Source organism: Flammeovirga pectinis (genome assembly GCF_003970675.1).
GTDB classification, from domain to species: Bacteria; Bacteroidota; Bacteroidia; order Cytophagales; family Flammeovirgaceae; genus Flammeovirga; species Flammeovirga pectinis.
In genome coordinates, this window is the sequence record NZ_CP034563.1 from 1383420 (window position 1) to 1403345 (window position 19926).

Consider the following 19926-nt stretch of genomic DNA (forward strand, 5'->3'; position numbering starts at 1 on the left):
TATGCTAATAAAAAGATATAGAACAATAAATATTACTAGTGAAAAAAAGTAGGTTTATTTTTCGTTAATAGTTTTAGATTAAACATAAGTTCAACAAACATTCGTTTTTAGGTAATTTGAGAAAAAGAGGTACTCAAAGATATTGGGAGTTAAATTAAATTTATAGATAGCTAGAAACATATTAACTAAGTAGAATTATGGATTATATTTGTAGGTATGAAGAAACTCGTGTTTTTATTTCTATATTTTTTTGTAAATGGACTTTTCTCTGTAGCAACGCCTATTGTTCCAATTGTAAAATCTTATAATAGATTTGACTACTTGGGCGACCGTCAGAATTGGGATATTGATTTTGATAGAAATAATAATGTTTATTTTGCTAATGGCAGTGGTCTTGCTCAATACTCTTATGGAAATTGGGAATTTTACACAACCACTTCTAAAGACAAGGTTATATCTATTAAGGTAGATAATGATATTATATGGTCTGGTGGGCATTCTGAATATGGCTACTTCTGGAAAGAAAAAAACAATCAATTATCATATACTAAGTGTGGCAATATTACTGACGGACAAGTTTGGGAGCTAGAATACACAAGTAATAAAGTATATATGCGTACAGAGCAGAGTATCACTATTTATAATTCTCAAACTAAAAAAGAAGAAAAAATAAAAAGTACTACTGGTTTTACCCGAATGAAAAAATGGAATAAAGTTATTTGGGCAATTAATAGAGATAATGCTTTTGGTTACATTAAAAATAATCAGTTTATAATAACAGATACACTTGCAAATCATTCTGAGGTAAAAGAATTAATCATTCATAATAATGAATTACTACTAATGCATACCGACGGAAGCATTTATTCTTTTAATGGTGGTATTTTTCAGCAACTTGATGTTCTTCCTCGTGTTATCACTAAAGAGGGTATTTTTTCTATTAAGAATATTGATAAATCATTAATTGCTGTTGGAACTATATCTGCTGGTTTATTTATTTATGACCTTAATAAACGCACTATAATAGAGCATATTGATGCTACAAATGGTTTAAATGATGATACCATTCTTGCTATTAATGTAGATGTAAAAGGTAATATTTGGTTGGGGCTTGATAATGGTATTTCGTACATAGAAAAACAAGGTGCTCTAAAAACTATTTTTGATAAGGGAGCAACTTATAAGGTAATTACAACTGCTGCTACTACTCTTTTAGCTACAAATAAAGGACTCTATATTTCTGAAGGAAAACAGCCTTTTACTCCTGTTCCTAAAAGCCAAGGGCAAGTTTGGAACATGCAACAAAATAAAAATGGTGTATTTATATGTCATGATAATGGTTTGTTCCTTTATAAAAAGAAACAGTTACAACCAATATACACTAAAATTGGTGTCATGAATATCTGTCAATTTGGAAAAACTGACAATTATTTAATGTCTACATATATTGGTGTATATCTAATTCAGATAAGAAATAATAAAGTAACCATTATCGACAAGTTGAAGAATACCAATGTAACGAAGATGTTATATGATGAAAATTCAAATTCGGTTTGGACTATAGATAACAATAAGAATGTTAGGCAGTATCAATTTACCATAAACAATACTTTTAGCAGTAAGCAGCATAGTAACTATAATCAGATTTTCTATACGGATAATCAGATAGTTTTTGTAAATGATAGCAGCCTACTTACGTATAAAGATGATAAATTTAGACTATTAAATACTCCTCCCTATTCTTTACTACCTGCAGGTAATATATCGGCTTTAGCCATAACAGATAATGGGTCGAAGTATGCCTACATTAAAAATGGACTTTTACATATGGGTATAAACATTCACAATGGTCATTTCTTTGCCTATGATAATGCTTTTAACTCTTTAAATAATCAGTTTATTAAAGGGTATCAGTTTTTAGAATTTTATAATGGTACACTAAGAATAACGACAGAAACAGGTGTGGAGATTTTTGATGCTTACTCTGAATCTAGAACTATAGAGACTCCTGTGCCTGTAATTTCAAAATTATCTGTAGCCTCAGTAGATAGTACTCGTAATTTCTTTCAACCAGGTGCTATTAAAGATCCATTTCCAGCAGGTAAAACAGATATTAGGTTACTATTTGGAATTGAAAAGAAAAGTCGAGATTTTAATGAATATAGATATAAATTAAATGGAATTGATACGAACTGGTCGCCTTGGAGTGTAACCAACGAAAAGGAGTACACGCAACTTGATGGTGGTGAGTACACTTTTACTTTAGAAAGCCGTATCAATAATGGAGCAATAAAAGCTACTACACTATCTTTTAAGATTCATAAATATTGGTATCAGACAGCATGGGTTTTGCTTCCTATTTTTATGTTGCTTATTCTACTTTATTTTATTGGAAGAAAGATTTGGTATGATGTAAATCAGAAAGCCGAAAAAAGACAACGAAAAGAACAACAGATTGAAATAGAACATCAGACGTTAGCCATAAGAAACGAACAATTGATTAAATACGCAGAAGAAATATCACGTAAAAATGAATTTCTGAAACAAGTTAGTGATGGATTATCACTCATAAAAAATAAAACTGCGGGAGCATGGGTTAAGCGGATTGAAAACGAGATGAATAACGAAAAGAAAAATTTCATTTTCTATCAATTATTTTCAGAATTACATCAAGATTTTATAAAGAAGTTAAATGAAGATTACCCTCAGTTAACTTCTCATGATCATCGATTGATCTCACTTATACGCTTTAACTTAACAAATCAAGAGATTGCTAATATCATGAACATTACGAATAGAAGTGTGATAATGAATCGTTACAGGTTGCGTAAAAAAATGGAATTAGATGGTGAAATTGACCTTGATAAATTTATTAAAGACTTATAATAATTCATCTATTTTCTGTGATGTTAAAAGGTCAAGGTTTTCTGTAATTTTATCAATGTCCCAGTTCCACCATTTTAGATGTAATAATTTTAAAATATGGTTATCTGGAAAACGCATTTTAATAATCTTGGCCGGGTTACCTCCCACCACAGCATAAGGTGGTACATTTTTTACTACTGTTGAATTAGTAGCTATTATTGCACCATCGCCTACTTTTACACCAGCCATTATGGTGGCATTATAACCTATCCAAACATCGTTACCTACTTCTATATTACCTTTTGATGGGTATTTTTTTCCTTCCATAGCCTTCTCCCATCCGTTACCAAAAATCCCAAAAGGATAGGTAGATACCGCATCTGTTAAATGATTTGCTCCGTTCATTATAAACTTAACATCTGAAGCTATCATACAGAATTTGCCAATAATTAATTTGTCGTCTATGAAATCGAAGTGGTACTTTACGTTCTTCTCGAAGTTTTCTACTGTTTCAAAATCGTCATAATAGGTATAATCACCAACTATAATATTTGGGTTTTTAATGATGTTTTTTAAAAAGCACAAACGGTCATATTGTGCTAAGGGGAATTTAGTTAATGGGTTAGGTCCATTCATAAAGAAATTGATTTAGATTTAAATTCGTCCACTAAAATAGACATAATTATTTTATCGTGATAAGAACCTTGTCTTAAACATGATTTCCTTAAGCGTCCTTCCTTTACAAAACCCGCTTTTGAATAGGCTTTTAGAGCCCCAATATTAGGCTCTGAAACTGTTAGCATAATGCGATGAAAATTATGTCCATAGAAACCAATTTCTAAAATTTCTTCAGTAACTCTAGTACCAATTCCTTGTCCCCAATACTTCTTATTACCTATAAAAAGGAAATATTCTGCTGAGTTATTTTGTCTAGAAATATTACAAAAACCTGTATAACCTATTAATTCGGATGTATTTTCTAAGAATATTCCATAGACAATTTCAAACGAACTGTTTAAAACAGAAGTAAACCACCTATTGATTTCATCTTTTGAGCTTATTTTAGAAAAAATAGACAAAGAATACTTAATTACATCATCATCATTTAACCATTTATAAAAATAATCGACGTCAGTTTTTTGTAAGGGTTTTAGTTGTATCATAGTTTTAGTTTTGTAGGTGCATATCAAATATACCTCTAAAAATATGATTTCATAGTTTATCCTTTTAAAATCTAGATCATACTTTGTTAAATTATAATGTTAATTTATATGTTATAATCAGAATCAAACCCCTCTTTACTTAACCAAGTATTAATTAACTGATACGCAATAGATGCCTTACCCGGAATTATAATAGTACCTTCTTTTATACCTTTAGAAAGTTTTTGTGCTGAAAACCAATCTGCTTCTATTAACTCTAACGGATCTACTTTTATTTTACTTGTTGTGGCATTTGCAGTAAACCCTAACATTAATGATGAAGGAAATGGCCAAGGTTGAGATTTTATATATTGTATACTATCTACTTCTATACCTACTTCTTCAGATATCTCTCTTGATACAGCTTCTTCTATCTGTTCTCCAAAATCCACAAAACCAGCAAGAGTAGTCCAAAAATCAGGAATTCTAACATGTCTACCTAAAAGACATTCTTTTACTCCATCTTTATTTATTCTTTCTACTAAAACTATTATTGCAGGTTCAAGTCTTGGGTAATGAATTTTATTACATGCATTGTTATTACATCTTCTTGTATGTCCAAAATCTTCTGAATTAGTAAAAGAGCCACATTTTCCACAAAATTTAGAATTTTTATTCCAATGCATTAAGCCTCTTGTATAAGCCATTAATGGTGCTTCTGTAATTGTTAGGAGACTTCTTTCTTCTAACATATTCAAAAATTCACCTTCTAGGAGAATTTTTTTAAGGTTCTCTTTTTCTAAAGATGAAAAATCAACTCCTATTAGATCAACCTCATCTCTTCGTCCTAAAAATATTATTTGATCAGCATTGTCAACCAATTTATCATTTAGTGTAACTTCTAGGGGTTTATATAATCCATTCACCTCAGTAATTAAATTACAATTTCTCCAAACAGCGTACACTTTTGTTTGTTTACTTTCTAGTACCTTATTTCTAAAATCAAGATCTTGACGTAAATCTACTCGTTTCTCAAAAGACATTTATTCTATTATTATGTTTTAAATACTTTATCGAAAGTAACTAAAACATCTGATTTTTGATTAATTATTTCGATGTATGGAGAAAGTTGATGTAGAAGAATTAAACAAAAAAAGGCTACCCTAATTAAAGGGTAGCCTCAGACTATATATATTTATTAGAAAACAAATTCTTACTCAAACATAAAGTTTCTGATGTAGAAAGTACCTGTTTCAAGGTGACCACCACCACCAATTACTAGACCTACTAAGTCTAAATCATTTCGAGATTTATTACAATCAGTCAAATCAAATTTCACAGTAACCCACTCTCCTTCAGCAATATCTTCCATAGCATATGTTTCACCATATTTCCAAGAATTTCCTCCATCTTCACTTGAATCTCTGATAAATATTTCTACTTTTTTCGCAAGAGCTCCTGAATAATCATTAGTTGAAGGGAAATATACTTCTACTGAAACTGTAGTAAAGTTTTCGAAACTAGCATCCTTTTCGTCAAAATAGAATTGTGCATCTGCCCATTCAGACTCTGTACGCTCGTACATACCCACTAATTCATCATTAGGTCCTACTGAGGCAGGAGTAATTATAACACCCGATGAATTAGCAGTGGTTAAACCTTTAACATTATCATCATCTTCTGCTATGAATGTGTTTGAAAGCTCTGTTAATACAATATCTTCCCAATCAATAGCATCTACATTTACATCTTTATCTCCAACTTCATTACAAGGATCACTGTTAACAACATTATCAATCATACATTCTGAAGTACTTTCTTCAGTTGCAATATTGATTTCTGGTTCATCATCCCAATTATCATAACTTACGTATACCGCTTCATTATAAGTTGGTCCATTAAATACTACTCTCATAAGATCATATCCTTCATGTTCTTCAATAATAGTAGATGTAGGAGTGATTTGTGCTCCATCAAAAGGAGCCATAGTTTCCCATTCTTCACCTTCACCACCTAACAACTTAGGAACAACCATCCATGCTCCATTACCTTCTAATACCAATTTACCTTCAACTGCATCATATGTATACTTATGACTTCCCGAGCCCCAAGCACTAACATCTTCATTATCAACATTTTTCATTGTTGATGGGCTAGGTGTAAAGCATTGATCTAAAAGGTTGTCTCCTGCAGATGTTCCAAATGGGCCATGTTCTCCCCAAAAATATCCATTATCTTTAAATTCAACTGTTCCATTTGATTTGAATATCCATTCTTGTTGATATAAACAATCTCTAGCTCCATCATTAATTAAGGCAACCCATTCTCCTTTATTTTTATCACTACTACCAATTAACATTGAGTAGCATTCTCTATACAACTTCCATGTTTTAGACCCTTTTCCTGCAATTAAAGTTTCAGTACCAGGAGCAACAACTGAAATAGATTTAGTTACTTCATTAGTAACACCAGCTGCATTTGTTGCAATTAATTTCACTGAATAATCGCCAGCTTCTTCATAAGTATAAGAAGCATTTTCTTCTACACTAGTTCCTAGATTATCACCAAAGTCCCATGCATAACCTACTGCACCTGTAGATGAATTTGTGAAATTCACTAACAATGTATTTTCTCCATCTACTGCAGATTCAAAGTTAGCTTGTGGTGGTAAAGAGATTATACTTTCTACTTCTTCTGTACTACAAGACCAAAGTGTTGCAATAGATAAAGACATAAGAGTTCCGATAAGTTTTGTGAATAACCAAAACTTGTTTTCAATTTGCTGTTTCATAATTTTTATATAGTTGAAAAATTCATTTCATCTCTTAAAAAAATGTGAGATGAATTATAAATAGTTAGAAAGGTGAAGTTGATATTGAATGATATATAAAATATCAACTTCACTATTAATTTACCATCCTGGGTTTTGTACTAAAACGCCACCCGATAAACGTAATTCAGATTCTGGTATAGGTAAGAAACCATTTGTTTCAGGTCTATAGTTTACTTCATATGGAGTATCAATATTCCTTGTTTTTACAATAGTTCCGTTCGATTTATTAATTACAGCTTCTGCATCTCCCCAACGTTGAAGATCAAAATATCTTAAACCTTCGAAGGCCAATTCATGTCTTCTTTCAGCTTTGATATTTGCTAAGCTTGGATCTTTTGCTCCCAAACCTGCTCTTGTTCTTACTCTGTTAAAGTTTTCGTTTGCATTTACACCTAACTCAGCCGCCATTAACAATACGTCAGAGAACCTTAAAAGCATTTCGTCTTGAATATTCCATGTTTGGAAATCATCAGGTGATCCATAAAGATCATAGAACATACCTTTCACAATTGTATTTCCGTCAGGATCTAATGTGTTTACAACAATTGGAGTATATTTTTTATTCCAATATCCTGTTTCATGGAAACAATCCCATTGTCCCCAAACATAATCATCGCTTATTCCTTCAGTTGGGTTTTCTACTGATATTATAGACCCCTCTTTTCTTAAATCTCCATCTTCGTATGAGTTCCACAAATCACCATTTGCAGGGCCCCATCCCCATCCCATACCGAATGGTAAAAGACCATCTTGACCTCTCATTGCTGTATAAAGAACCAATTGATTGGAGTAACTTAAAGAACCATTTCCATCATTTGCTCCAAGAATTGAATACTTTACAGAAAACAATACTTCTTCGTTTCCACTTGCATCATCAACCCAAGATAGGTTGTTGTCTTTAGCATATGCATAATCTTCGTTTGCATAAGAGTATGGCCAGATATTTCTAAAATCATCTATTAAATCATGACCACTATTTTTTATACAATCATCAATCCATGTTTTTACTTGATCTTTAGAAAGTGTGCTACCATCTGGCAATGCAATACTTGCTTTGTTGTATTTACCAGTGTAGAATAAAAATGCTCTTGCCATCATTCCTTCAGCAGACCATTTTGTAGCTCTACCATTCATATCTGATGAATACTTATTGGCAGGCATAACATCAATTGCCATTTTAAAATCTGAAGCTATTTGTCCAAATAACTCATCAGCACTTGCTTTAGGATTATCCGTTGGCTCAGGCTTTAAAATCAGTGGTGCTTCACCAAAGAATTGAGCTAAACGCAAATAATAAAATGCTCTTAAGAAATGAGCTTCTCCTAATAACTGATTCTTAACATCTTCATCTTCGAATACTGAGTTCTCGAAGTTAGCAATAATAGTATTTACTCTAAAAATACCTTTATAACTATTTCCCCAAAGTTCAGCATATTTATTTTCAACATTATTTTGAAAATTATCCATTGCCTGAACATCTGGATCATCTGGACCTCCACCACCAAAGCAGTCATCAGACATAACATTAGCAACTAATGTAGGGTTGTCTCTTCCTCCTTCTGTTGGTAAAGCATTATACACACCTGTTAATGCTTCAAATATTTCTCCAGAATTTGCATAATAAGTATCTGTACTTACTTCCGTTAAGTTTTCTTGTGTAAGAAATTTATCTCCACATCCACTTAACATTGAAAGGCAAAGTGCCCCCACTACAGTGAGTTTATTATTTATCTTTATCATGATTTTGTCTCTACTTTAGAATTTAAAACTTAACCCTAACATGTGTGTTTTCGAAGCTGGATATAAACCTACGTCTATACCAGAAGAATACGTATCACCATTACTATCAGCAGGAGAGTAACCAATTTCCGGGTCCATACCTGAATACTGTGTAAAAGTGAAAAGATTTAAGCCTGTATAATAAACTCTTAAATTGTTTAAAGGAGACTGAGATGACTTCGCTAAATGACTAAAGTTATACCCTAATGTGATATTACTAATTCTAACAAAATCAGCATCTTCAACATAAAGATCAGAAACCCATTCGTTTTGATGCCCTGCTTCTGCTAATCTAGGCTTTGTATTCGAAGTACCTTCACCCTGCCATCTATCAAAAACATCTTTTGTATAATTTTGCTTAGGTTGATCTGAGAATGATCTCCATGAACGGATTACTTGATTTCCTAATTGAGATGTAAATACAATACTTGTATATATACCTTTATATTCAGCATTTAATTGTAAACCCAATGTATAAGAAGGGATCGGGTTACCAATCATTGTTCTATCATCAGCATCAATTTTGCCATCATTATTTTTGTCTACGAAGCGAACATCTCCAGCTTGTTGGTTTTTAAAATATGGATCACCATTTGGTCCAACATAAGCAGCAGCCTCTTCAGCATTTTGTAAAACACCTGCTGTTTCGAAGCCATAGAAATAACCTAATGGATATCCAACTTCTGCTCTAAACATTGGCTCTGTGCCATTTGATAAAACATTTGCAGGACCACTTAAAAGCTTTTCTTCATTTCTGATATCAATAACTTCGTTTGTGTTATGTGCAAAAGAGAATGTTGCTCCATAAGAAAAGTTGTCTTTTCTTTCGTTCCATCTAATTGAGAATTCGTATCCTTTGTTTACAATCTCACCACCATTTTGGAAAGAGTTTGTAGTACCATAATATGCTGGAGCAGGAGGAATTACTAACCAATCTTTTGTGTTTTTCTGGTAAACATCAGCTGTGATTTGAAGTTTATCTTCAAACAAGTTAACATCAAAACCAATATTTGCTTGTTCAGAAGTCTCCCAACTTACATTTGGATTAGGAATTCTTACAGGAACACCACCTGGTTGGTTTTGTGTAGGATCATTAAAAGGATATCCATTATTATCAAAACCAATGGTAGCTGCATACTGATATTTTTTAATATCTTGGTTACCATTTTGTCCCCATCCACCTCTAACTTTAAAGTAAGTTACTTGAGGAACAGCTTCCATGAAATCATGTGATGTCAAAATATAACCTGCTGAGAATGATGGGAAATATCCCCAACGATCGTCTGCTAAGAAGTTTGAAGAACCATCCGCTCTTAAAACTGCAGTTAACATGAATGTTTCGTTATAGTTATAAGATACTCTACCAAAATAAGATAGTAATCCCCATCCATAAGCATCTCCACCTTTTATAACACCATCAGCAGAACCTTTTGTATTTACAGCATTTGATAAATAACCAAATTTAGGGTCTTGAAAGATTGTATTGTAATTTTCACCTTCTAACTTTAATTCTTCAGTCTGCTTGATCATTTCCTGACCTAATAAACCCGTTAAGTTATGCTTACCCAACTTCTTAGAATAAGTAGCTGTGTTAGTCCAAGTCCATTGGTTATTTGAATACATTGTTTGCTTAACACCATCCAAAGCTCTTTGATTATGTATTCCATAATTATATGAAGGAACATAAGTACGAGAAGAACCATACGATGCATTTACTCCAAATTGCGACTTAATTTTTAAGTTTTCGATTGGTTCAACTTCAAAATAAGCACTACCAACAATTTGATGGTTCTTATTTTCAATATCCTTACGCTCAGCTTCCATTAACGCAATAGGATTTGCTCCTTGGTCAAATATCTGAGGATCGTGATATGGATATGCTTTATGTGTGTTATCTGGAGCATACATTGGTAATAATGGGCTCGCTACTAACATGTTATGCAAATCATTATAATAACGGTTACCTGAAGCAATATTTGGCTTAGATGAATTAGTATAATTTAATGTTTGTCCAAATTTAAGAATGTTTCTATCTGCATTATTTTTAATTAATACATGATCTGTATTCATTCTAACATTAATTCTATTAAAAGAAGAATTAATTTGTTTACCAATAATTCCTTCTTGATCAAAGTAGTTAAAACCAATTGAATATGTTGATTCTGCACTACCTCCAGTCATATTAATTGAGTGACTCTGTACAGGAGCATTCTTATTGTAAGTTTCTTCAAACCAGTTTGTTCCTTTATTTGTACCTAAAGCATACTCATTAAAGTTAGTAACTTGTTTTGCCCAATCAATCGGAGCATTTCCTCCATTTGCATTTTTCTCATTCATAATCATGATGTACTCTTGCGCATTCAAAAGATCTGGAGCTTTTGCAACTTGCTGTACACCATAATACATATCATAAGAAATTGTTGGTTTAGGTCCTTTCGTTCCTTTTTTTGTTGTTACCAAAATAACACCATTTGCAGCACGAGAACCATAGATAGCTGAAGATGCAGCATCTTTTAATACATCAATAGTTTCTATATCTGCAGGAGACAAATAATCTATATCTCCAACTGCAATACCATCTACAATATAAAGTGGATTTGAATTACCAACAGTACCCGTACCACGGATAACGACTTTAGTACCTGCTCCTGGAGCTCCATTACTTTTTGTAATGTTAACACCTGGTGTAATACCTTGAAGACCATCCATTGCTGTTGCAGTATTTAATTTCTGCAAATCTTCACCTTTAACATTTAAAGTAGCACCTGTGTTTAATTTCTTCTTCTCAACACCATAACCAACAACAACAACTTCTTCTAGTTGTTCTAAATCTGGTTCTAAAGAGATATCTACAACATCAGAGAAACCTATTTGCTGAATTAAGTCTTTATAACCTACATATGTAAAAACTAATTCTGTTACCTTCTCATCTGTTGAAAGTTTATAATTACCATCAAAATCGGTAACTGTACCAATTGTTGTTCCCTTAACCAAAACGTTTACACCTGGTATTGGAGATTGATCTGCTCCATCAAGAACTCGTCCTGTTATGACCCTGCTTTGTGCATACATTGGTAATGAGCACACCAAGGACAAGAGAAACATTAATAGTTTAATATTTCCCTTTAACTGAAAATACTTCATGTTTGTTTTCTTTAAATAAATAATAGTTGTCCATTTCAATTATGAGCAAAATATTTTTGGAGCGTTCCAGCGATAAGGTAAACTCTTCATTTATGTTATTTTGCTACCCAATAATTAATTTTATTAATGGGATTTATTATACAAGTAGTACTATTTAGATAGGCTAACTATACTATATCTTTTTTGCTGTTTGCTTAGTTTAAAGATATCTTCAATAGTAGAGTTAATTACTTAAAAATATATAGTGAGATAGCCAATAAATAGTACCGTAATATTCAAGTGAGAAAGTGTATTTTCATTATCTGTATAGATTTAAATAGTGAGCAATTATAGTGTAACAATTGTTAATTCCGTTAAGCAATGTTAGTGATTTATTGATTACGTCATCAAGTTTTATCGGTTTCAATTTTACTATATTAATACTACATCTTTACGTACTAAAAGACTTAAAGCGCTGACACATAATCATTTAACCCTTTTTTAGTGATTACGTTTTTTGTTTTTATTATTTAAAAAGGAAGTATATGAAGATTGTTTATTAGAAAAAACATATATCATCTTTAATAATTAACCTTTTAAAAAGAGTAATCAATACGCTTAAATAAAAATCCTTCTACTTAAAAAAAGATTTATTGTAATTAAAAAGCTTAAAAAGCTATAACTAAAAAAAATCACACCTATTAAATAGATGTGATTTAATCTTCTTGTAACTCTTTATTATTTAATTAAAACAATAAAATGTTTAAACTAGAATTTATTCTTATTTCAAGTTTGTCAAAGTGAAAGAAACTTCGTGCAGATTATCAGATGAATTACCAACATATGCAGTAAATTTACCTGACTCTAATAGCGTTTTACCATTTCTATCTAAAAATGACAATTGGTCAGCTCCAATTGTAAAAGTAACAACTTTTTCTTCTCCTGCTTTTAGATTAACTTTTTCAAATCCTTTTAGTTCTTTCTTAGGTCGCATTGTAGATGCTACATGATCTTTAATATATAATTGTACTACTTCTGCTGCATCAACAGTTCCTAAATTTTTAACAACTACTTCTAGTGTTATAGATTCTGAGCTTGTAATTTCTGTTGATGATAATTTTGGTTCTGAAACTAAGAACTCTGAATAAGTTAAACCATATCCAAATGCATAAGCTGGAGTGATAGAAACATCTAAATAATTGTTTGATAAACCTACAGGGTCTAGAGGAGTACCTGTTGGAATACCTAACATTTCTGGGTTTGCAGGTCTTCCCGACTCCAAATAAGCATAATATAAAGGAACTTGTCCTACTGTTCTTGGGAATGTAACAGGCAATTTACCCGTTGGAGATACTTTTCCAGAAATTAAATCTGCTAAAGCTGGACCTCCCATTGTACCAGGATGCCATGCATAAAGAATTGCATCTACTTTATTTTCAATGTTTTCGAAAGTTAATGGTCTTCCTGCCATTACAACCATCACTATTTTTTTTCCAGTTGCAGCAACCTCTTCAATTAAAGTTTCTTGTGCTCCAGGTAAAGTAATAAATGCTCTACTATGTCCTTCCCCAGATAAAATTGCATCTTCACCTACAAACATTACTACTACATCTGCTTGTTTTGCAACATCAACTGCTTTATTAATAGAAGATGTATTCATATCACGAGAATTTTTTAAACCCTCAGCGTATAAAATATTATCGCCATACACTTCTTTTAAAGATGTAAGTGGTGTAATAACATCTTCTACAACAGCATCTAAAGACCATGTACCTATCTGTTCTGCTGGAGCATTTGCTAAAGGTCCAATTACAGCAATTTTTTGATTCTGTTGTAATGGAAGTACTTTTTCATTTTTCAACATTACTACAGATTCAATTGCCATTGCTTTTGCATCTGCTTTATGTGTAGCACTTAAAATTGATGAATTTTTAGGTACTCCTCTGTATTTTTTATCAAATAGCCCTAATTGAACTTTAGAACGTAAGATGTTTCTCACTGCAGTGTTTACAATATCCACATCTACTTCACCTTCTTCAATCAATTCTTTTAAATGTTTTTGATATGAGGCACTTACCATTTCCATGTCTAGGCGTGCATTAGCACTTTGTCGAGCTACATCTTTAAGGTCCTCACTATAACCTTGGTTCATCATTTGAGACATTGATTCCCAATCACTTACTACAAAACCTTCAAAACCCCAATCATCTCTTAATACATCTTTTAATAAAAAAGTATTCGCTGAAGCAGGAACGCCATTAATATCATTAAAAGCAGTCATAAAAGTACCAACACCTGCGTCTACAACAGCTTTAAAAGGAGGTAAATAAACATTCCATAAATGATAATCAGGAATTGATACTGCATTGTAATCTTTTCCATTCTCTGTTGCTCCATAGCCCACAAAATGTTTAGCACACGCAGCTATTCTTCCTTCTTCATCACTCAATTGTTCACCTTGAAAACCTTTAACCATCGCTGCACCTAAAACAGACGTTAAATACGGGTCTTCTCCTAAAGATTCTGCAATTCTACCCCATCTTGGGTCTCTACTTACATCAATCATTGGAGCAAAAGTCCAATTAATTCCTTCTTCATAAGCTTCAATTCCGGCAACATTTGCACCTCTTTCCACTAATTCTGAATTCCAAGAAGCAGCCTGACCAAGTGGAATAGGAAAGATAGTTTTGTAACCATGAATAACATCACGTCCAATAATTAAAGGGATATTATTCGGACCTTCTTTTAATGCTATTTTCTGTAATTTTTCTATCGCGATAGGTGTACCTGCATTTAATATAGAGCCTACTCTTCCTTCAATAATAGCATCACGTACCCAATCTGGAACATCATCACCAGAAGTAGATGTTATTTGAATCATTTGACCAATTTTCTGATCTAATGTCATTTTAGACATTATTTCTTCAACTCTTTGGTCTACTTTATCTTGTGCAAATAGCGTATTCTGACACATTAGCATTGCAATAAATACTAATGTTACGTTTAATAAGTTCATTTTTTTCATTTAGATAAGGCCTTATAGGTTAATAAAATTTCGACTAAAAAAAGTTAGTGCTGAAATGCATTTTCCAACGCTAACTTAATTTTATCAGTTAGTTTAAATTAAAGGGCTGATTCATCAATAATCAACCCTTTAGCATATCTATTTATATAATAATGTCTGAATTGCATGTGCAGGAATTTCTGCATTCACTTCTTTGTCGCCAACAATAAAGTTGTAGCTAATTGCTTCGTTTGTTTGGTTCATTACAACAGTAGCAATAGATCCATCTGTATTTCTGAACGAAGTACTAATTAATGTACTACGGCTTGTAGATGTAGAAATTCTCTTAGCACCTGGCTTAATATATTTAGAAAAATGTCCGATGTAATAATATGAAGGTGTGTAAATTAACTCCCCTTTATTAACATCTGCATGGATTGGAGAAAAACATAAATTATTTACATGATTTGGACCACCTGTTTGATCTAGTAAAATATTCCAATCTGTCCAACCAACTGTACCTTGATTAAAGTCATTAATCATATTTCTACCGTAACGCTCTCCATTAGACCATCTTTGGTAATGCTTTGCATCAAACCCTTCTTGACATCCTTCTGTAAATAAAATGTTTTTATCAGGAAAAGATTCTTGAATATTATCTAAATTAATTTGCATTGCTTCACCACCAGTCCATGTTTCATACCAATGCATTCCAATACCCCATGCATATTTCGCTGCTTCAGGATCTTCGAAAATAACGTTAGCTCTATGAGAAATTAAATCACGGTTATGATCCCATACTACAATATTTTTATCTGCCATTCCATTATTTTCAAATGCAGGCCCTAAGAAATTCTTTAAGAAATCACGCTCTTGTTCTGCTGAATAAATACAAGACTCCCAAGTTTGCGTAGCCATTGGTTCATTTTGGATTGTTACACCCCACATTGGAATACCTTGTTTTTCATATTCCTCTATGAACTTTACATAATAATTAGCCCAAGATTGATAGAACTCAGGTAATAAAGAACCTCCTTTAAGCATATCTTTTTTCCCTTTCATAAATGCTGGAGGAGACCAAGGAGATGCATAAGTAGTTAATTCACCACCACTTGCAGCAATTGCTCTTTTCATCATTGGAATTCGGAATTCCAAATCATGTTTAATTGAGAATGTTTTTAATTCTTTATCGCCCTCTTCTACATACGTATAAGAATAAGGAGAGAAATCACAACTATGAATTGTTGTTCTTAATAATGAGTAACCAATACCATTATCTGTGTAGTAAGCACTAATTAATTCATCTTGTTTATCTTTTGGTAATTTTGCCCAAACTTCTGCAGAAGCATCAGTGATGGCTCCACCAATTCCTAAAAATGTTTGGAATGACTTATTCGGATTGACAAAAACTGAAACTTGATCTTCTCTTGGTTGAGTTGCTTTTCCAAATTTAAATTCACCAGTTTTAGCTAATCTCAATTGTGAATTATCTGCAGTTGTAACTACGTCTACTTTAGATAATTCTAATGCAGGCATCTGAGTTTCTATTTTAGAAGTCGTTGTCTCTGTTGATGCTTGCTTTTGTGCACATGAACTCACTGCTAAAACAGTAAGTATACCACCGATAAGTTTATTGAATTTCATTTTCATAAGTTAATGATTATATAATTTAGTTGACTCTACTAAAGTCTTTCATTTCATATTTCAAATGTACAATAGACGTTTTTATATTTTTATATTACAGCACGCCAAATACAGTCTACAATCTAAAATGATGTAGTCTACATCAAGTCTACATGTATTTTTAAAGTACTGATTACATGATCTTTAAACACTAATTTAAGTCTACAATTATAAATAAAAAAAAGCTATCTAAATATTTAGACAGCCTTTATTACTATTACAATTAGAATAAAAAAGTCTTTTTACAAACCATTTATCCAAAGTATATCCATCAAATAACTAAACCTAATGTAGTAAATAATCGAAAAGCATATAGTCAATTTTATAACAATAGAATTAAGAGGATATTCATAAATTTAAATAGTGTTATATTTAAATATTAATTTCTATGCTTAGAAAAAAACAACTAACCATTGATCTAAAATCTACTTTCTAGACCAGTTTATTGATTTATTTATCATCCATAAAAACCCCACCTCACCTGTTACAGTCACAGCAGTTTCTACACCTATTTTCCAACCATTATTTCCAACTTTGTAATAAATATCAACCCAAGCATTACTTCTGTTCCAATCTTGCGTGACATCATATGTAGATGTAAAGCCGACGGTATAACATAAACGTGTATTTGTAGAAATATCAACACCTGTTACAAAACCAATATTCTCTGCTCTGTTTAAATCTTTTCTAATCGTTAAGTAGGGCATTAACTTGTCTGTCAATAAATAACCATAACCTAATGATAAAGAATAATTACCATTCATTTTTTTATTACTTACATCAGATGGGTCTGCAGGAGACATCCAATCATTTACCCCTACTCTAACATTTAACCAATGTCTACTATCACTTTTTCCTAATTGTTGCCAAGCAGAGAATTCTGCAGAATTATCCCATCCTGCTAATTGAAAGACCGTAGTTTGGGCTTTAACTTCTTCTGTTAAACACCATAATGACATTAAAAGTATTCCAAAAACTCTTAACCTACAGTCCGTAAATAATCTACTCATAGTATTATAAAATTTAAATAATTGATCAAACGAATGAATAATAACGAGCAGTTGATATCAGAGTTTCATTATTATAGTTGTAAAACGTTAAAATATAAGTTCTATGTAAAAGAGTGAACTCAAAAAGTGATGGTGAAATAAGAATATGATAGACATAAATACGCTGGATAAACAAAATAGGGAAGCAGTTTAACTACTTCCCTACTTTGTTTATTTTACATTAAAGAGAAATTCTTTCTTTCATCTTTAAGTTTTGATAACTGCTCATAAGTCTGTTTAATAATAGACTCACAATACATTTTTTCTCTATCTGCAAGTCTATCTATTTCTTTAGACTTAATAGTATGGAATACAACAATTATCTTAGAAAGATCTTTAATCATTTCTGTTTGTGTAATCAATTCTTGATTTTGTTCTTCAGAATATTTAAAAAATTCTTGCTTAACATCACAAAAATATTTTTTATCCAAAGATTGAGAAAAGAATAATGCTTTTAACGAGGCATTTACTAAATCAAAATCCATTTTATATTTAGTTTCGCCATTAGATTTAATATATAAACCTCTTAGTAAACCTTGTTTCTCTACATATTTTCTTTTTAATAAAGAGATATAACTAGAAATTTTTGTTTCATTATCGTCTACACTCATTTCTAATACTCTATTTTTCTTTTTAAGTAAAACAATACTCTTCTCTACATTAGAAATTTGTTCCGATTGGTGTTCTAATACTTTCAAACTAACATTTGATTGTACTAAAGTATATAATTGCTCTAAATATTCTGTCTGCGATTTATTTAATTGATTGATGTAATTATTCTGATCAATTAATTTTAAATAGTATTCATTTCTATCTTTTTTTAGAATAGTTAACTGTTCGTTATAAAATTCTACTACAGAATCAATTTCATGAATTTGTTGATGTGTTATTTTAAAGTACAACCTATCATATTCAGATTTTCTTCTTGGTTTTGATAGACTTGGATAATAACGTTCTTTTATCTTCTCACTAAATTTCTTATAGTTACTCTGTTCATTTTTAATAGAGTTCTTACGGTCAGAAATTGCGTCTTTCGTTAACAGGTTTCTAGAAATATATTTTTCTCTTTTCGATAAGGGAACACTAAAATTATGACGCTCCCATAACACTAAAGCATCTTTCTCTATTCTTGAATAAAATGAGACATCACTGTTATAAGAAGCTGCAGAAGAAGCGGCTTCATGATAATATATTTGCTTCTTTTTAAAGTAATTAGTGACTGCCTCTTTGTTATCAATATGAGGCACAATTAAAGTCCCTCCTTTTAATAAACTAGCCTTAGAAAGTTGTTTATGGTTTTTTTGATTAAATTCTAAAGCCATTTTTGCATCAGCATAAATAAAATCTTCTGCAGCAAGGCTATCAAAATTATCTAGATTTTCTGAAGAATAGACAACACTATTTTCTAAAGGAACGATTCCTTGTATAAATTCTTTAAGTGTTATAGTATTATCTAATAACTGCCAAGTTGGATTAGCTGGAAGGTGTGTTTTTATAAATTCGTCTGGTGAAATACAAAAATAATTGTACGTCACTTTACTTCTAAAAACCTTATCATTAATATCATTTTTAGCCGTTTTATCTTGATCTGAAGTAACTTTCCCTGCTCCCCATTGGCTATCTACTAAAAACCACCTTTCGTCTAATTTAATAGCATTCCACGTATGATTTGGTTTGAAAATTACGGTATTAATAACGCTATTATCACTAAACACATAGCCTTCTACTTTTTTACTTCTAATATTTGCCGCATGACAAAGAGAATCGAATACCATTGCAAAATCTTCGCTGGTACCTTTCTTTCTTTTTAGAATCTGATTTACTGAATAATATTTAGGCTTGGTAATATTGTATGCTTTCAAATCTACAGTTAGATTATGTACAACCCAAGTATAAATATTAAGTGCTTTTGCATAATCGGTATGCTCATTTTCAGTTAAGTATCTACTCAACTGTTCAAAAGATACAGTGATCTTACTAGATGCATATTTTGCATACTCTTTTCCTTGTATATCTTGTGCTGTTACCGTAGAACTCTTTATAGCCAGTAGAATAATAAAGAAGTAAATAATTTGCTTCATAAAAAATGTAAGTAGTTGATAGTTATGCTTTCGTACACAATTCAATAACTTCAATTTTCACATTTTTATTGTACTAAACAAGTATTTTTTACACTTTTTTTTGAATGATAACAGACTGCAAAACAATAAAATATGAGAATAATTCAATTTAATTTAGAATTATTTTGACACATTAGGGAACTTAATTGTCTCTATATCGTAAGGGTATTTTTTTTACTTATGATTTGATCATATTTTTTCCACCCTTCATTTTTAAGTCAAAAATCTATATTTTTTCTAAAATCAGTCATTTCAACCGGTTTAACGTATTATATAAAAAACAAAACAACTCAATAAAAAATGTTTTCTATTGAGTTGCTTATTGTAT

11 protein-coding genes are annotated in these 19926 nt (G+C 31.4%); 1 reads left to right on the forward strand and 10 read right to left on the reverse strand.

Annotation, left to right across the window (positions count from 1 at the left end; all coding sequences use genetic code 11):
- Window positions 1-216 precede the first annotated feature (216 nt).
- Window positions 217-2886 carry a ligand-binding sensor domain-containing protein gene (locus EI427_RS25470; protein WP_126620400.1) on the forward strand — a complete coding sequence of 890 codons (2670 nt, stop codon included), beginning with the start codon at window positions 217-219 and terminating at the stop codon, window positions 2884-2886.
- Here EI427_RS25470 and EI427_RS25475 read toward each other — a convergent pair.
- The 10 genes from EI427_RS25475 to EI427_RS25520 all read right to left on the reverse strand — a co-directional run bounded on the left by EI427_RS25475 (window position 2881) and on the right by EI427_RS25520 (window position 19559).
- On the reverse strand, window positions 2881-3501 hold the full coding sequence (locus tag EI427_RS25475; protein ID WP_126620402.1) for a CatB-related O-acetyltransferase: 621 nt from the start codon (window positions 3499-3501) through the stop codon (window positions 2881-2883). The genes EI427_RS25470 and EI427_RS25475 overlap by 6 nt on opposite strands.
- Entirely contained in the window at window positions 3498-4028 is a 531-nt protein-coding gene (locus EI427_RS25480) for a GNAT family N-acetyltransferase (RefSeq protein ID WP_126620404.1), read from the reverse strand. Before EI427_RS25480 ends, EI427_RS25475 begins: the two co-directional genes overlap by 4 nt.
- A 104-nt stretch (window positions 4029-4132) precedes the next feature.
- Window positions 4133-5050 (reverse strand): NAD(+) diphosphatase, encoded by a 918-nt coding sequence (gene nudC, locus EI427_RS25485; protein ID WP_126620406.1) that lies wholly within the window; start codon window positions 5048-5050, stop codon window positions 4133-4135.
- A gap of 170 nt (window positions 5051-5220) precedes the next feature.
- Entirely contained in the window at window positions 5221-6798 is a 1578-nt protein-coding gene (locus EI427_RS25490) for a PKD domain-containing protein (RefSeq protein ID WP_126620408.1), read from the reverse strand.
- A gap of 120 nt (window positions 6799-6918) precedes the next feature.
- Window positions 6919-8580: a RagB/SusD family nutrient uptake outer membrane protein gene (locus tag EI427_RS25495; RefSeq protein WP_126620409.1), complete on the reverse strand. Its 1662-nt coding sequence runs from the start codon at window positions 8578-8580 to the stop codon at window positions 6919-6921.
- Between the two features lie 15 nt (window positions 8581-8595).
- Window positions 8596-11763, reverse strand: coding sequence for a SusC/RagA family TonB-linked outer membrane protein (locus tag EI427_RS25500; RefSeq protein ID WP_205727983.1), 3168 nt, complete (start codon window positions 11761-11763; stop codon window positions 8596-8598).
- Window positions 11764-12523: 760 nt separating this feature from the next.
- On the reverse strand, window positions 12524-14758 hold the full coding sequence (gene bglX / locus EI427_RS25505) for a beta-glucosidase BglX (protein ID WP_205727984.1): 2235 nt from the start codon (window positions 14756-14758) through the stop codon (window positions 12524-12526).
- A 147-nt stretch (window positions 14759-14905) separates the two neighbouring features.
- Window positions 14906-16390: a glycoside hydrolase family 30 protein gene (locus EI427_RS25510; protein ID WP_205727985.1), complete on the reverse strand. Its 1485-nt coding sequence runs from the start codon at window positions 16388-16390 to the stop codon at window positions 14906-14908.
- Between the two features lie 464 nt (window positions 16391-16854).
- Window positions 16855-17439, reverse strand: coding sequence for a hypothetical protein (locus EI427_RS25515; protein WP_126620415.1), 585 nt, complete (start codon window positions 17437-17439; stop codon window positions 16855-16857).
- Window positions 17440-17654: 215 nt separating this feature from the next.
- Window positions 17655-19559, reverse strand: a complete 1905-nt coding sequence (locus tag EI427_RS25520) for a transglutaminase domain-containing protein (RefSeq protein WP_126620417.1) — start codon at window positions 19557-19559, stop codon at window positions 17655-17657.
- Window positions 19560-19926 lie beyond the last annotated feature (367 nt).

Excerpts from the sequence above, each read along its gene's own strand:
- EI427_RS25500 (WP_205727983.1), bottom strand. The coding sequence starts at position 11,763 with ATGAAGTATTTTCAGTTAAAGGGAAATATTAAACTATTAATGTTTCTC.
- EI427_RS25520 (WP_126620417.1), bottom strand. The coding sequence starts at position 19,559 with ATGAAGCAAATTATTTACTTCTTTATTATTCTACTGGCTATAAAGAGT.
- EI427_RS25515 (WP_126620415.1), bottom strand. The coding sequence starts at position 17,439 with ATGAGTAGATTATTTACGGACTGTAGGTTAAGAGTTTTTGGAATACTT.
- EI427_RS25510 (WP_205727985.1), bottom strand. The coding sequence starts at position 16,390 with ATGAAATTCAATAAACTTATCGGTGGTATACTTACTGTTTTAGCAGTG.
- EI427_RS25475 (WP_126620402.1), bottom strand. The coding sequence starts at position 3,501 with ATGAATGGACCTAACCCATTAACTAAATTCCCCTTAGCACAATATGAC.
- EI427_RS25495 (WP_126620409.1), bottom strand. The coding sequence starts at position 8,580 with ATGATAAAGATAAATAATAAACTCACTGTAGTGGGGGCACTTTGCCTT.
- EI427_RS25480 (WP_126620404.1), bottom strand. The coding sequence starts at position 4,028 with ATGATACAACTAAAACCCTTACAAAAAACTGACGTCGATTATTTTTAT.
- nudC (WP_126620406.1), bottom strand. The coding sequence starts at position 5,050 with ATGTCTTTTGAGAAACGAGTAGATTTACGTCAAGATCTTGATTTTAGA.
- EI427_RS25470 (WP_126620400.1), top strand. The coding sequence starts at position 217 with ATGAAGAAACTCGTGTTTTTATTTCTATATTTTTTTGTAAATGGACTT.
- bglX (WP_205727984.1), bottom strand. The coding sequence starts at position 14,758 with ATGAACTTATTAAACGTAACATTAGTATTTATTGCAATGCTAATGTGT.
- EI427_RS25490 (WP_126620408.1), bottom strand. The coding sequence starts at position 6,798 with ATGAAACAGCAAATTGAAAACAAGTTTTGGTTATTCACAAAACTTATC.